The organism is Salinicoccus sesuvii (genome assembly GCF_042648145.1).
Lineage (GTDB): Bacteria > Bacillota > Bacilli > Staphylococcales > Salinicoccaceae > Salinicoccus > Salinicoccus sesuvii.
In genome coordinates this window covers 450171-463069 of the sequence record NZ_JBHRWV010000001.1, presented here as the reverse complement: position 1 = coordinate 463069, position 12899 = coordinate 450171, and the positions used below count along the sequence as shown (strand labels likewise).

At 44.7% G+C, this 12899-nt stretch carries 17 protein-coding genes; all 17 read right to left on the bottom strand.

The window, feature by feature from the left end; genetic code table 11:
* Nucleotides 1–75: 75 nt before the first annotated feature.
* On the bottom strand, nucleotides 76–303 hold the full coding sequence (locus ACFOJ8_RS02280) for a DUF1146 family protein (RefSeq protein WP_380652115.1): 228 nt from the start codon (nucleotides 301–303) through the stop codon (nucleotides 76–78).
* A gap of 49 nt (nucleotides 304–352) precedes the next feature.
* Nucleotides 353–760, bottom strand: coding sequence for a F0F1 ATP synthase subunit epsilon (locus ACFOJ8_RS02275; protein WP_380652112.1), 408 nt, complete (start codon nucleotides 758–760; stop codon nucleotides 353–355).
* 18 nt (nucleotides 761–778) lie between these two features.
* Nucleotides 779–2191, bottom strand: coding sequence for a F0F1 ATP synthase subunit beta (gene atpD / locus ACFOJ8_RS02270; RefSeq protein ID WP_380652109.1), 1413 nt, complete (start codon nucleotides 2189–2191; stop codon nucleotides 779–781).
* 22 nt (nucleotides 2192–2213) lie between these two features.
* Entirely contained in the window at nucleotides 2214–3089 is an 876-nt protein-coding gene (gene atpG, locus ACFOJ8_RS02265) for an ATP synthase F1 subunit gamma (protein WP_380652106.1), read from the bottom strand.
* Between the two features lie 33 nt (nucleotides 3090–3122).
* Complete coding sequence (gene atpA / locus ACFOJ8_RS02260) at nucleotides 3123–4631, bottom strand: F0F1 ATP synthase subunit alpha (protein WP_380652103.1); 1509 nt, start codon at nucleotides 4629–4631, stop codon at nucleotides 3123–3125.
* A gap of 17 nt (nucleotides 4632–4648) precedes the next feature.
* Entirely contained in the window at nucleotides 4649–5191 is a 543-nt protein-coding gene (gene atpH / locus ACFOJ8_RS02255; protein WP_380652100.1) for an ATP synthase F1 subunit delta, read from the bottom strand.
* Nucleotides 5191–5706, bottom strand: a complete 516-nt coding sequence (locus ACFOJ8_RS02250) for a F0F1 ATP synthase subunit B (protein ID WP_380652097.1) — start codon at nucleotides 5704–5706, stop codon at nucleotides 5191–5193. The genes atpH and ACFOJ8_RS02250 overlap by 1 nt, the downstream gene beginning before the upstream one ends.
* Nucleotides 5707–5805: 99 nt before the next feature.
* Nucleotides 5806–6021, bottom strand: coding sequence for a F0F1 ATP synthase subunit C (atpE, locus tag ACFOJ8_RS02245; protein WP_031545243.1), 216 nt, complete (start codon nucleotides 6019–6021; stop codon nucleotides 5806–5808).
* A gap of 54 nt (nucleotides 6022–6075) precedes the next feature.
* Entirely contained in the window at nucleotides 6076–6810 is a 735-nt protein-coding gene (gene atpB, locus ACFOJ8_RS02240) for a F0F1 ATP synthase subunit A (protein ID WP_380652096.1), read from the bottom strand.
* 13 nt (nucleotides 6811–6823) lie between these two features.
* On the bottom strand, nucleotides 6824–7177 hold the full coding sequence (locus tag ACFOJ8_RS02235) for a hypothetical protein (RefSeq protein ID WP_380652093.1): 354 nt from the start codon (nucleotides 7175–7177) through the stop codon (nucleotides 6824–6826).
* Nucleotides 7178–7327: 150 nt separating this feature from the next.
* Complete coding sequence (gene wecB, locus ACFOJ8_RS02230; protein ID WP_380652090.1) at nucleotides 7328–8461, bottom strand: non-hydrolyzing UDP-N-acetylglucosamine 2-epimerase; 1134 nt, start codon at nucleotides 8459–8461, stop codon at nucleotides 7328–7330.
* A 21-nt stretch (nucleotides 8462–8482) separates the two neighbouring features.
* Nucleotides 8483–9112 (bottom strand): uracil phosphoribosyltransferase, encoded by a 630-nt coding sequence (gene upp, locus ACFOJ8_RS02225; protein WP_380652087.1) that lies wholly within the window; start codon nucleotides 9110–9112, stop codon nucleotides 8483–8485.
* Between the two features lie 67 nt (nucleotides 9113–9179).
* Complete coding sequence (gene glyA / locus ACFOJ8_RS02220) at nucleotides 9180–10415, bottom strand: serine hydroxymethyltransferase (RefSeq protein WP_380652084.1); 1236 nt, start codon at nucleotides 10413–10415, stop codon at nucleotides 9180–9182.
* A 23-nt stretch (nucleotides 10416–10438) separates the two neighbouring features.
* Nucleotides 10439–10984, bottom strand: coding sequence for a TIGR01440 family protein (locus ACFOJ8_RS02215; protein WP_380652081.1), 546 nt, complete (start codon nucleotides 10982–10984; stop codon nucleotides 10439–10441).
* On the bottom strand, nucleotides 10953–11381 hold the full coding sequence (gene rpiB / locus ACFOJ8_RS02210; protein ID WP_380652079.1) for a ribose 5-phosphate isomerase B: 429 nt from the start codon (nucleotides 11379–11381) through the stop codon (nucleotides 10953–10955). The genes ACFOJ8_RS02215 and rpiB overlap by 32 nt, the downstream gene beginning before the upstream one ends.
* A gap of 61 nt (nucleotides 11382–11442) precedes the next feature.
* Complete coding sequence (locus ACFOJ8_RS02205) at nucleotides 11443–11856, bottom strand: arsenate reductase/protein-tyrosine-phosphatase family protein (protein ID WP_380652077.1); 414 nt, start codon at nucleotides 11854–11856, stop codon at nucleotides 11443–11445.
* Nucleotides 11856–12899, bottom strand: a complete 1044-nt coding sequence (locus ACFOJ8_RS02200; RefSeq protein ID WP_380652075.1) for an L-threonylcarbamoyladenylate synthase — start codon at nucleotides 12897–12899, stop codon at nucleotides 11856–11858. The genes ACFOJ8_RS02205 and ACFOJ8_RS02200 overlap by 1 nt, the downstream gene beginning before the upstream one ends.

Genomic DNA, 12899 nt, shown 5'->3' with positions numbered 1-12899 from the left:
ACTCACTCCATACTTTTACTATCATTATACTATTCACTATTTTAAAGATGTATAAACATGTTTGCAAAGCAATTATCAAAACAACAGTGCTGCCTCTTGTACCAACCTAAAAAAGTCCACGATAAAGTTGCTGAGCGCACTTCCAAGAAGTACAGCAGCCAGAATGAGGAACATTCTGATCCGTCCTGTTTCGCCCTTTCTGAACCATGCATCTATATTAAGAGCACCAAGTACCCAGAATGCAAAAATAACACATAATATATGCAGAAAGATATGCATGAATGCAAGTTGGGAATACAACATATTACTATTCACCTTTTAAAAAACCCGGGCAGTAGCCCGGGTCGTTTTATTATTTATGTTTTGCTACATCCAATCGGTTAACCGCACGTTTGAGAGCAAGATCAGCACGATATCTATCAACTTTTTCATCACGCTCTTGCTGAAGTAATGATTCAGCACGTTCTCTCGCCGCTGTGGCACGATCAGTATCGATGTCTTCAGCAAACTCACCAGCCTGCACCAATACCGTCACCTGTTCGGGACGTATTTCGACAAAACCATCTGTTACTGCAAAATATTCGTATTTTCCATCAACTTTTATACGCAGACTGCCGATTTTAAGCGCAGCAACCGTCGGGACGTGGCCGGCCATGACGCCGAGCTCACCCTGTTTGGTCTGGAGTATTATGATTTCACAGTCCGCTTCAGAGAAAACAGAACCGTTTGGTGTAACTACATCCAGTGCAATTGTACTCATTTGCTAACCCTCCCGATTTTAGACTTCTACGCCCATCTCGCGTGCTTTATCAAGCACAGCAGAAATGCCACCTACAAGACGGAATGCATCTTCAGGGATGTGGTCGTATTTGCCTTCAAGTATTTCCTTGAAGTCGTTAACAGTCTGATCAACAGGAACATAAGAACCTTTCTGACCAGTGAACTGTTCAGCAACGTGGAAATTCTGAGACAGGAAGAATTGAATACGACGGGCACGTGAAACTGTTCTCTTATCGTCTTCAGACAGTTCATCCATACCGAGAATCGCAATAATATCTTGGAGTTCGCGATATTTCTGAAGTGTGGCTTGGACGCCACGTGCAACTTCGTAGTGCTCTTCACCAACAACGGCTGGTGTCAAGGCGCGGGAAGTTGATGCCAATGGATCCACCGCAGGGTAGATACCCATTTCTGAGAGTTTACGCTCAAGATTGGTTGTTGCATCCAAGTGCGCGAACGTCTGTGCCGGAGCCGGGTCAGTATAGTCATCGGCTGGCACGAATACTGCCTGGATAGACGTTACTGAACCTACGTTTGTTGATGTGATACGTTCCTGAAGCTGACCCATTTCCGTTGCTAATGTAGGTTGGTAACCTACTGCCGACGGCATACGTCCGAGCAAGGCGGAAACCTCTGAGCCTGCCTGAGTAAAACGGAAGATATTGTCTATGAAAAGCAAGACGTCCTGTCCTTCTTCATCACGGAAATACTCCGCCATTGTCAGACCAGACAGTGCAACACGCATACGTGCACCTGGTGGTTCGTTCATTTGTCCGAATACCATTGCCGTCTTTGCAATAACGCCAGAATCACTCATCTCGTGATACAAGTCATTTCCTTCACGTGTACGCTCTCCAACACCAGCAAATACCGAGATACCGCCGTGTTCTTGAGCGATGTTATTGATCAGTTCCTGAATCAGAACTGTCTTACCTACTCCGGCACCACCGAAGAGACCAATTTTACCACCTTTTATATAAGGGGCAAGTAGATCTACTACTTTTATACCTGTTTCGAGAATCTCAACGTTTGTGGATAGATCTTCGAATTTAGGAGCCTGACGGTGAATCGGGTCTCTTCTTTCGGAAGCAGGTATCGCTTCTCCAAGATCAATATGATCTCCAAGTACGTTGAATACTCGGCCAAGTGTAATCTGGCCAACAGGGACAGAAATCGGACTTTCTGTATTTGTAACTTCAGTACCACGCTGCAGTCCATCTGTAGAACTCATCGCAATTGTTCTCACGACATTGTCCCCAAGGTGAAGCGCGACTTCCAAAGCCAAAGTATTTTCTTCATTATCTTTATCAGTGTTGACGTACAGTGCGTTGTTCAGTTCAGGCAACTGGCCTTCTTCAAAACGCACGTCAACTACAGGTCCCATAATTTGAACTACTTGACCTAAAGCCATTCGTTTTCCTCCTAGTCAATCTTTATTCGAGTGCAGATGCACCACCGACAATTTCTGTAATCTCTTGAGTAATCGCTGCTTGTCTTGCACGGTTGTATTCTAGTGTTAAGTCATCTACCAGTTCTTTAGCGTTGTCGGTTGCCGCTTTCATTGCGGTCATGCGCGCTGCATGTTCGCTTGCTTTTGCTTCAAGCAGTGCCCCGTAGACCAGACTTTCTGCGTATTGCGGAAGAAGCGTCTCAAGGATGGACTCTTTATCTGGCTCAAACTCGTAAGTCGAGAGATTGGATGCCTTATCTTGACTGATCGTCTCCTCTTCTGTCAAAGGGAGCAGCTTTCTAGTCGCCACTTTTTGCTCTAGAACTGATACATACTCATTGTACACGATGTATAACTCATCTATATCTTCATTAGAAAACTGTGCAACTGATTGCTGAGCGATTTCTTTAACACTGCTGAAATCTGGTTGATCAGCTAATCCAATGCGATGGTTGGTGATATTGTATCCACGGTTTTCCATGAATTCGTACCCCATCCTTCCGATGATGAAGAGATCATAGGAATCGGGGTTATCATTATGACGCTCCCTGATCACATTGGTGATTTCTTTGAGGATATTGGCGTTATACGGACCAGCGAGTCCACTATCGGATGTTATGATTACGTATCCGGTACGCTTAACAGGCCGTTCCACCAACATAGGATGCGAACTTGTGTTGTCTCCAGTTGCAATGGCCTGAACAGCCTCCTGAATCTTATTCATGTAAGGCTGGAATCTCTTCGTATTCTCTTCCGCGCGCTTGAGCTTGGAGTTCGAAACCATGTGCATGGCGCTAGTGATTTGGCTCATTTTTTTGGTTGATCCGATACGACCTTTTATTTCTCTTAGTGAAGCCATGAATTCACCACCTTATTTCTATATTCATCATCCTTATTTGGATGCATTGAATAGTTTCTTGAAGCTGTTTATTGCAGTTGTGTAAGCCTCATCGTCCGGAAGCTGTTTCGTTTCACGAATACCTTTGAGCAGTTCAGGCTGATTTGAATCAAGCCAGTTGAGGAATTCAGCTTCGAAGCGTGTAATGTCTTCGACTGCAACTTCATCGAGGTGGCCATTTACAAGCGCATATAAAATCGTAACCTGACGCTCTACTGAAAGTGGTTTGTTTTCGCCTTGCTTGAGGACTTCGACAGTACGTTTACCACGTTCGAGCTTAGCAGCTGTTGCTTCATCCAGATCAGAACCGAATTGTGCAAAGGCTTCGAGTTCTCGGTATGCAGCTAGATCGAGCCTCAAAGTACCAGCAACTTTCTTCATTGCTTTGATCTGTGCGGAACCACCTACACGGGAAACCGAGAGTCCCGCGTTGATCGCAGGCCTTACACCTGAGAAGAACAAATCGGATTGGAGGAAGATCTGTCCGTCAGTAATAGAGATTACGTTTGTTGGTACAAACGCACTGATATCACCGGCTTGCGTTTCAATGAAAGGAAGTGCAGTGATAGATCCGCCACCTAACTCGTCGTTAAGTTTTGCTGCACGTTCCAGTAGACGACTGTGTAGGTAGAAAACGTCACCTGGGTAGGCTTCACGGCCTGGTGGACGCTTCAATAGGAGTGAAAGCTCACGATAAGCAGCAGCTTGTTTCGTTAGATCGTCATAGACGATGAGAACATGCTTGCCGTTGAACATGAATTCTTCTGCCATTGAGACACCGGCATAAGGCGCAATGTAAAGCAATGGAGCTGGCATTGAAGCACCTGCTGAAACGACGATTGTATAGTCGAGTGCACCATTTTTACGCAGTGTTTCAACTGTTGCACGGACTGTGGATTCTTTTTGTCCGATAGCCACGTAAACACAGATCATGTCTTCATCTTTTTGATTGAGGATTGTATCGATCGCAACAGTTGTTTTACCTGTCTGACGGTCACCGATGATTAGCTCACGCTGGCCACGACCGATAGGAACAAGTGCATCGATTGCCTTGATTCCAGTCTGTAACGGCTCATCTACCGACTTACGCGCCATAACGCCTGTCGCCGGACTTTCAATTGGTCTCGTCTTTGTTGCCCCCATTGGTCCTTTACCATCAATCGGCTGACCCAAAGGATTGACGACACGACCGATTAGCTCTTCACCTACAGGGACTTCCATGATACGTCCTGTACGCTTGACTTCGTCGCCTTCTTTAATGTCGTCAAATGGACCGAGGATTACGATACCAACATTGTTTTCTTCGAGGTTTTGGGCAAGTCCCAAAACGCCGCTTGGAAATTCGAGCAGTTCTCCAGCCATAGCATCATTCAAACCATGAGCAAGTGCGATACCGTCACCAACTTGTATGACTGTTCCCACATCGGATACTTTCATATCAGCTTCATAGTTTTCGATCTGGCTTTTCAGGAGAGCGCTTATTTCATCAGCTTTAATTGCCATCAAATGTCACTCCTTAATTAGCTATTAGTTCTTTCTCTGAATCGATTCTTCAAATCGGACAACTGGGTGCTTATCGAGCCGTCGTATACCTTGGTCCCAATAAATACACGGATACCACCGATAAGTGATTCATTAACCCTATTCTCTATAAGCAGCTTTGAAAGTCCGGTCTTTTTAATAAAGACTTTTCCAACACTTTCAATTTCTTCATCAGAGAGAGGATATACCGATTCTATTACTACATTTTCCTGATTATAGTGTGCATTGTAATTCTTTATGAAATGAGCATGGACGGATTCAATCTCATCGAATCTATTACGATCCGATAAAATGAGTAGCATATTCTTCAGGGGTGCAGCAGCATCACTGAAGGCTTTTAATACCGCCTGTCTGCGATTTTCACGTGAAATCTTAGGATTATTCATGAAAGTGATAAAGCCTGGGGTGCTTTCAACTGATCTGACTACTTCGTCGAAATCAGATTTTACTTCCTCGAGCTGTCCATTTTCACTGACGATACTGAACAGGGCGTGGGAATATTTTTGAGCTGTGTTAGCCATTATTTACCCCCTGCTTCTTGTAGGTATCTTGCTACCAAGTCTTTCTGGTCTTGCTTGTTGATTTCTTTTGAAATCATCTTCTCAGCGATTAGAACAGAAATGTCAGCTACCTGATCATTGATGTCGCGGATAGCTTTTTGCTTTTCTCTTTCAATATCAGCTTTAGCGTCTTCCATCATCTGATTTGCACGCGTGTTTGCATCATGAATAATTGCTTCTTGCTCTTTCTTAGCTTGCTCTTTTGCGTTATCCATCATTTCGGAAATTTCAGCTTGTGTGTTTCTTAGCACAGCTTCATTTTCTTCTTTGAGATTCACAGCTTCCATCCTGCGTTGCTCTGCATCATCTATTTCTGAATGAATGAGCTGTTCACGCTCGTCCATAACTTTCTTGAGAGGTTTCCATACGAAGTATGAAAGAGCCACAAGAAGAACAATGAAGGCAGCCAGCTGTATGAGACTGTTACCAATTGCTGCCGGCACGGTGTCCGTAGCTCCTAAAATTAGAAATTCCACCTATGTACACTCCTTTCGCGAGAGTTTCATTCTATTTTCATAGTCGACATAATAAGAGGGCGAAATCTTAATAGAAGACTTCGCCGGATGTAACGTTTCTTAGAACATGAACATAAGCATGAATGAAATAACGATCGCGATGATCGGAACGGCCTCAACAACACCGATACCAATGAACATGATAGTCATGAGCGGGCCACGAGCCTCAGGCTGACGGGATACACCCTCAACTGTTTTAGAAACGATAAGACCGATACCAATACTTGCGCCAAGTGCTGCAAGTCCAGCAGCGATACCTACTGCGAGTAGATTCATCATAAGATATAGTTCCTCCTAAAATATTTTAAATGGTTAATTAAATTTTTTATATTAATGATCGTCGCTCACCTTATGGGAGAGATAGACCATTGATAACATAACGAATATGAACGCCTGAATGACACCAATGTAGATTGAGAATCCTTGCCAGATCATCAACGGGATGAATCCGCCAACGAAACCAATTGCACCCGAAGCCATTACCATGATAAGCAGTGAAAGTAGAATTTCACCTGCGTAGATATTACCGTAAAGACGTAGACCGAGCGTCAGGTTGTATGTGAATTCTTCGATGAACTTGAACGGTGCCATGAACCACACCGGCTGTACGTACGATTTAAGATATGCTTTTGTGCCGCGCATCTTGATTCCATAATAGTGGGTAAGTACAATCATCAAGCTGGCCAGTGTCAGTGTGACTGACGGATCGGCAGTTGGTGATTTCCACCAGAGAGTATGGTCTTCGTCTGGGGCTATAAAAGCAAAAGGCAGCCCAAGCATATTTGCAACAAATATGTATAGAATCAATGTCAGGGCCAGGAAGTGGAATCTTCCGCCTTGTTTCCAAGCCATGTTACCTGAAATGATACCTTTGACGAAGTTCATCAGTACTTCCATGAGTACCTGGCTTTTACCTGTCGGTCTCACTGATAGATTTCTTGTCATGAAGAAAGCAACCAGGAATACAACAAGTGATGAAATAATAACCATCATGACCGTCGACAGATTGAATGTGACCGGGAGGCCAAACAAATCAAACGTCGATATCGGATTTCCGTGCTCCATTTTCTCACCTCTTTCACTTCGTCAATTCTTTAATCGCACGAAACAGAATCATTATATAGCTGAGCAAAAGCCCGAGTGCTATACCAAATATGCTGAAGATTTCCGGGAATCTCACCCAGAAAAGACATGTAACAATAACGATCATAAGGCGCGCAACGGTACCTGTTCTGATTCTTCCATCCTCTGTATTGTAAGCCTTCTCAAGATTGTAATACCAGTTCAAGAGCAACATAATGGACGCAAGGGTACCCAAAGCGAGTCCGGCTGCAAAAGATGAAAATGTAAACAGATAGATGAGTAGGCTGATGATTAGAGGGAAAAGCAAAAATCTAAGGAAATGATGGGAAAATCGTCTGAAAAATGGCACTTTAACACTGTCTCCTAGTGTATTCTGCGGCTTTGTGATGTAAACCGTTACATTACTCTTGTAATGATATATCTTTGTATTTTTTATGTCAATATTATGGACAGATTAATTTCATAGTACATTTTTTATGACATATTATCGACATATTTCCTATATATCGAAGCTTTTGGGCTTATCTTTTGTAATTCCGTAGTAATATTTTATGTTTTCGCATATTCTGAGTGACGCTTTGCCGTCTCCATAAGGATTGTTGGCTTCTGCCATCTTCTGATACACATTGGCGTCCGTCAGTAGTTCTCTTGTCAGGTTGTAGATATTTTCTTTCTGAATACCAGCAAGTTTGAGCGTACCCGCTTCAACACCCTCTGGTCTCTCAGTCGTGTCCCTGAGTACCAGTACCGGCTTTCTCAGAGATGGCGCTTCTTCTTGGACACCACCGGAATCGGTCATGATAATGTGACTTTTTGCCGCGAAGTTGTGAAAATCGAACACATCAAGTGGTTCAATGATTTCAATGCGATCATGATCAGCCAAGTATTTACTAGCGATCTCTCTCACTTTTGGGTTTTTATGGATTGGATAGACGACAGTGACATCCTCGAATTCTTCGACAATTTCACGGACTGCACTAAAAATGTTCTCCATTGGCATGCCAATGTTTTCTCTTCTGTGGGCTGTAAGCAGAATCACCTTCTTATCTTTATGCTTCTCGATGATTTCACTCTTATAATCCTCATTCACTGTTGTCTTCAATGCATCAATCGCAGTATTACCAGTCACAGAAATATTTTCAATTTTTTTATTCTCTTGCAAGAGGTTTTCTCTGGATGTCTCAGTCGGCGCAAAATGAAGGTCAGCAAGTACACCTGTCATCTGACGATTCATCTCTTCAGGGAACGGAGAATATTTGTTGTTGGTTCTAAGGCCCGCTTCAACATGACCAATGTCCACTTCATTATAGAAAGCAGCTAGACTGCCACCGAATGTCGTCGTGGTATCTCCGTGAACGAGAATCATATCCGGCTGTGCTTCTTTGATGACAGATTCGAGACCAGCAATTACTCTGCCTGTCACTTCCGATAACGTCTGTCCTTGTTGCATAATATCCAGATCGTAATCTGGTGTGATTCCGAATATCTCGAGCACCTGGTCAAGCATCTCTCGGTGTTGTGCGGTAACCACGACTACTGGCTCAAGTTCCGGGTCATTTTTCAATGCCAGAACGAGTGGCGCCATCTTGATTGCTTCAGGCCGTGTACCGAATACCGTCATTATTTTCTTCATGTGCTCTTCCCCTTGTTCATTCTATTTTGTACCGAATAGTCTATCACCGGCATCACCGAGACCTGGTACGATGTAGCTCTTCTCATTCAGCTTCTCATCCAGCGCAGCAATATATATGTTCACATCCGGATGCGCTTCTTTCAAGACTTCCACACCTTCAGGAGCGGCAATCAAACAAATGAAACGGACTTTTGTCGCGCCACGTTTCTTAACCGCTGTAATTGCTTCAACAGCGGAAGCGCCTGTAGCGAGCATCGGATCGATGACGAATATGTCACGCTCCTCTATATCCCCTGGAAATTTCGCATAATATTCAATCGCTTCGAGTGTTTCAGGATCGCGGTATAGACCGATATGACCGACTCTCGCTGATGGAATCAGTTTGAGTATCCCTTCTTGCATACCCAGACCAGCCCTTAGAATCGGGACGATACCGAGCTTTTTGCCGCTCAATCTTTTTGCTGTTGTGCGTGTGACTGGAGTATCTACTTCCACATCTTCCAATGAAAGATCCCGTGTCACTTCGTAGGCCATGAGCATGCCCACTTCATCGACAAGTTCTCTAAATTCCTTGGTGGATGTCTTTTCATCCCTGATGTAGCTCATCTTATGCTGGATCAGCGGGTGATCCATTACGTGTACTTTAGCCATGTATGTTCAATCCTCCAAGTTTTTAAATCAAGCCGAAATAAGGCAGACCCTATCTCGGCATGTTGGTTTATTTATATAGCGGGAATTTGGACGTCAGTTCCGTCACTCTGTCTTTCAATGTTTCGTACTTTTTACCTTCTTTTACATTGGACAGTGTTTCAACAATCAGATCTGCCACTTCTTGCATCTCTTCCTCTTTGAAGCCACGCGTCGTCATCGCTGGGGTCCCGAGACGAATACCGCTTGTAATGAACGGCGATTCTTCATCAAATGGGATGGTGTTCTTATTGCACGTGATGCCGATTTCATCCAGTGCTTCCTCTGCCTGCTTACCCGTCAGTCCGAAACTTTTCACATCAACAAGAACGATATGGTTTTCCGTACCTCCACTGACGATTCTCAAGCCACCTTCAGCAAGACGATCTGCAAGTGCTTGTGCATTTTTTATAACCTGCTCTTGGTAAACCTTGAAATTCGGATTTAATGCTTCCCCAAAAGCAACTGCTTTCGCTGCAATAACATGCATAAGTGGACCGCCCTGGATACCTGGAAAAATATTTTTATCCACTTTTTTAGCATGCTCTTCCTTAGTAAGAATCAATCCACCACGCGGGCCTCTCAGTGTCTTATGTGTCGTAGAAGTTACGAAATCTGCATGTGGCACTGGATCCGGATGCAATCCAGCAGCAATGAGTCCAGCAATGTGGGCCATATCAACCATGAGGTAGGCTCCTACTACGTCTGCAATCTCACGGAATTTGGCGAAATCGATTTTCTTAGAATAAGCACTACCTCCAGCAACGATCATTTTCGGTTCGTGCTCTTTGGCAATGCTGAGTAGCTCATCATAATCGATTGCTTCGTCCTCTTTGCCTACACCATACTCGACAAAGTTAAAGAGCTTGCCGCTGAAGTTGACTGAACTGCCGTGTGTCAAGTGTCCACCATGATTGAGATTCATACCGAGAACCGTATCACCCGGCTCCAACACTGAAAAGTAGACTGCCATATTCGCCTGTGACCCTGAATGGGGCTGGACGTTGGCATGGTCTGCACCAAAAAGCTGTTTTACTCTCTCACGTGCCAGATCTTCGGCTGCATCAGCATTCTCACATCCACCATAATAACGCTTATGCGGATAGCCTTCAGCGTATTTATTAGTGAATATTGAACCTTGTGCCTCAAGTACCGCCTGGGATACAAAGTTCTCTGATGCTATCAGCTCAATATTGTTGTTCTGGCGATCCAGTTCTGCTTCAATCGTTTCAAAAATTTTCGGGTCCTGCGATTCAATAAATGACATGTCTTCTCTCCTTGAGTGCAAGTTTAGTAGTGCGCGCGAGGGCCACCGATAAGTTTCGGTCTAGAATATGCAATAGTGACATTGGCTTCATTGATCGTTCTCTGTTCCACTCTAAGCGGGACAGCAACATGACGAATATGCATACCAATCAGCGTCTGCCCAATATCAATCCCGCGATCCGCTATGGCGTGCTCGACTACTACCGGGTCTGTAAAATGGCTGAATGCATATTCGCTTAGACTGCCGCCGGCAGACCGGTGTGGAACGACGCTGACCGGCTGTAAGCCATCTGCGTGTGCTGTCTTACGCTCCATCGTAACCGCACGATTGATGTGTTCGCAACCTTGAAACATGATGTGCATCTGATGGCGCTCTGTAGCCTGATAAAATGATTGGTATATCAACTCTGCCACCTCCATCGAGCTCTGCCGGCCGATATGATGACCCATCACTTCAGAAGTGGAACAACCGATCAGCAGTTTCTCTCCATCCTTGAAGAAATCCACAGCTTCCAACTGTTCGATGAGTGTGTGAAGATCATTCTTCAATCTTGCAAACTCTGCGTTCATGTCTGCCCCCCTCATAATCGGTGCTGAGCCAGACATCAACTATATCCTGTGCGAGACCTGGTCCAATGACCCGTTCACCCATCGCCAGCATATTCGAATTGTTGTGTGCTCTTGTCGCTTTGGCGGAGAATGTGTCGTGAACAAGAGCACATCGGATGCCTTTGACTTTGTTCGCACTTATGCTCATTCCAATGCCTGTGCCACAAACTAGAATGCCGCGATCAAACTCACCTGAAGCGACTTTTTCTGCTACAGGACGTGCGTAGTCAGGGTAGTCGACGGAATCGGATGAATCCGGGCCGAAATCAGTAATCTCCACACCTTTTTCCCTAAGTGCGGCAACGACGGAAGCTTTAAGGTTGAACCCACCATGGTCAGAAGCAATAATCACTTTCATAAACTTCACCTCACCTTTATTATATATTAAAAGCTTACAGAGAAAAGCGGTCATAAGCAAATCAGAACTTGAATTTATCAATAAATCCTTTTAGTTGGATAAACGTGCGTTCATAATGTTCCATGCTACCCCCGTACGGATCGACGACATCCTCTTGATATCCTACGGCAAACTCACTGATCATCTGCACATCTGCAGATGGAAACTGTTCCTTGACCAACCGCTTGTGGACATCAGTCATGACGAGGAGCAGCGCTTCTTCTACATCCGCTTTTGTTAAAGGTTCAGGAGTTGAAGGTGCTACGAGACTTTCTCGCTCCACTATGGCTTGTGAGATGCTGTTCACCCCGCCCGAATGTACCATCAATCCTCTAGATTCGAATACAACATCAAGGGCATCATACTGTGTTTTCGCATAGCTCTCCGCCAAAGGACTCCGGCAAGTATTTCCTGTACAGACGAATATGATCTTCATCATGATTCTTCCTTGATGATTTCACTGCCGGTCGCTTTTTGAATACGGTTCATCAATGCTTCTGTCTCTTCTTTTTTTGGAAAGCCGTGGATATATATCTTGTCTACATCGGATTTATCCATCTTCCTCAGTGCAGCATAGAGATTACGCCCAGCCTCAGGGTAGTCCCTTTCCCCAGAACACAAACTGATGAAATACACATTTTGCGGAAGATATTTGCGTACGGACTCCGGAGCAATTACGCCCACTTTCTCATCCCTGTCCAGCTTCAACTTTGTACTGTTTTTGAATCCACCCTCCACTACTATGAGCGGCTGATGAGGGGCATAGTGCTTGTACTTCATGCCGGGAGCTATCGGTTTCTCTGCATCACCATGATGTTTGCAGAGATCTTCCTTCAGCACACCCTCGAGCATGCCTTTAGTGATGCTACCCGGTCGCGCAATGCGGAACGGAAACTGCGTACAGTCAAGCACCGTACTCTCGAGCCCGTATGTGGCTGGGTCACTTGCCACTACACCGTATACCTTCTTATTTAGATCATCAATCACATGACTGAAATCGGTCGGAGAAGGCTTACCGCTCAAATTGGCGCTCGGCGCTGCGAGTGGAAAACCAATCTTCTCGAGTATCGCATGACCCACTGGATGACTTGGCATCCTGACTGCGACTGAATCCAAGTCGGCTACAGCATTATCTGCGAGCACGCTACCTTTAAGAGGTACAATGAAAGAGATTGGACCTGGCCAGAAATGCTTCATTAATGTTTCTACTTTAGGATCCAGCGCTTCCGTAAATTCTGCCAGTTGTGCTGTACTATGAATATGTACAATGAGTGGATTATCACCAGGCCTTTTTTTGGCGGAGAATATCTTTTGTATCGCCTCCGGATTTCTCGCATCCCCTGCGAGTCCGTAAACGGTCTCTGTGGGAATGCCGATCACTTCTCCATACTCAAGTGCCGTTTTTATTTCATCAAGTTTCGAAGCGGTCATCTCATCACCGAGCTGATCCGATCTGATATTCCAAATTTTAGTCTCCAC

Excerpts from the sequence above, each read along its gene's own strand:
- ACFOJ8_RS02280 (WP_380652115.1), bottom strand. The coding sequence starts at position 303 with ATGTTGTATTCCCAACTTGCATTCATGCATATCTTTCTGCATATATTA.
- ACFOJ8_RS02275 (WP_380652112.1), bottom strand. The coding sequence starts at position 760 with ATGAGTACAATTGCACTGGATGTAGTTACACCAAACGGTTCTGTTTTC.
- atpD (WP_380652109.1), bottom strand. The coding sequence starts at position 2,191 with ATGGCTTTAGGTCAAGTAGTTCAAATTATGGGACCTGTAGTTGACGTG.
- atpG (WP_380652106.1), bottom strand. The coding sequence starts at position 3,089 with ATGGCTTCACTAAGAGAAATAAAAGGTCGTATCGGATCAACCAAAAAA.
- atpA (WP_380652103.1), bottom strand. The coding sequence starts at position 4,631 with ATGGCAATTAAAGCTGATGAAATAAGCGCTCTCCTGAAAAGCCAGATC.
- atpH (WP_380652100.1), bottom strand. The coding sequence starts at position 5,191 with ATGGCTAACACAGCTCAAAAATATTCCCACGCCCTGTTCAGTATCGTC.
- atpE (WP_031545243.1), bottom strand. The coding sequence starts at position 6,021 with ATGAATCTACTCGCAGTAGGTATCGCTGCTGGACTTGCAGCACTTGGC.
- atpB (WP_380652096.1), bottom strand. The coding sequence starts at position 6,810 with ATGGAGCACGGAAATCCGATATCGACGTTTGATTTGTTTGGCCTCCCG.
- wecB (WP_380652090.1), bottom strand. The coding sequence starts at position 8,461 with ATGAAGAAAATAATGACGGTATTCGGTACACGGCCTGAAGCAATCAAG.
- upp (WP_380652087.1), bottom strand. The coding sequence starts at position 9,112 with ATGGCTAAAGTACACGTAATGGATCACCCGCTGATCCAGCATAAGATG.
- glyA (WP_380652084.1), bottom strand. The coding sequence starts at position 10,415 with ATGTCATTTATTGAATCGCAGGACCCGAAAATTTTTGAAACGATTGAA.
- ACFOJ8_RS02215 (WP_380652081.1), bottom strand. The coding sequence starts at position 10,984 with ATGAACGCAGAGTTTGCAAGATTGAAGAATGATCTTCACACACTCATC.
- rpiB (WP_380652079.1), bottom strand. The coding sequence starts at position 11,381 with ATGAAAGTGATTATTGCTTCTGACCATGGTGGGTTCAACCTTAAAGCT.
- ACFOJ8_RS02205 (WP_380652077.1), bottom strand. The coding sequence starts at position 11,856 with ATGAAGATCATATTCGTCTGTACAGGAAATACTTGCCGGAGTCCTTTG.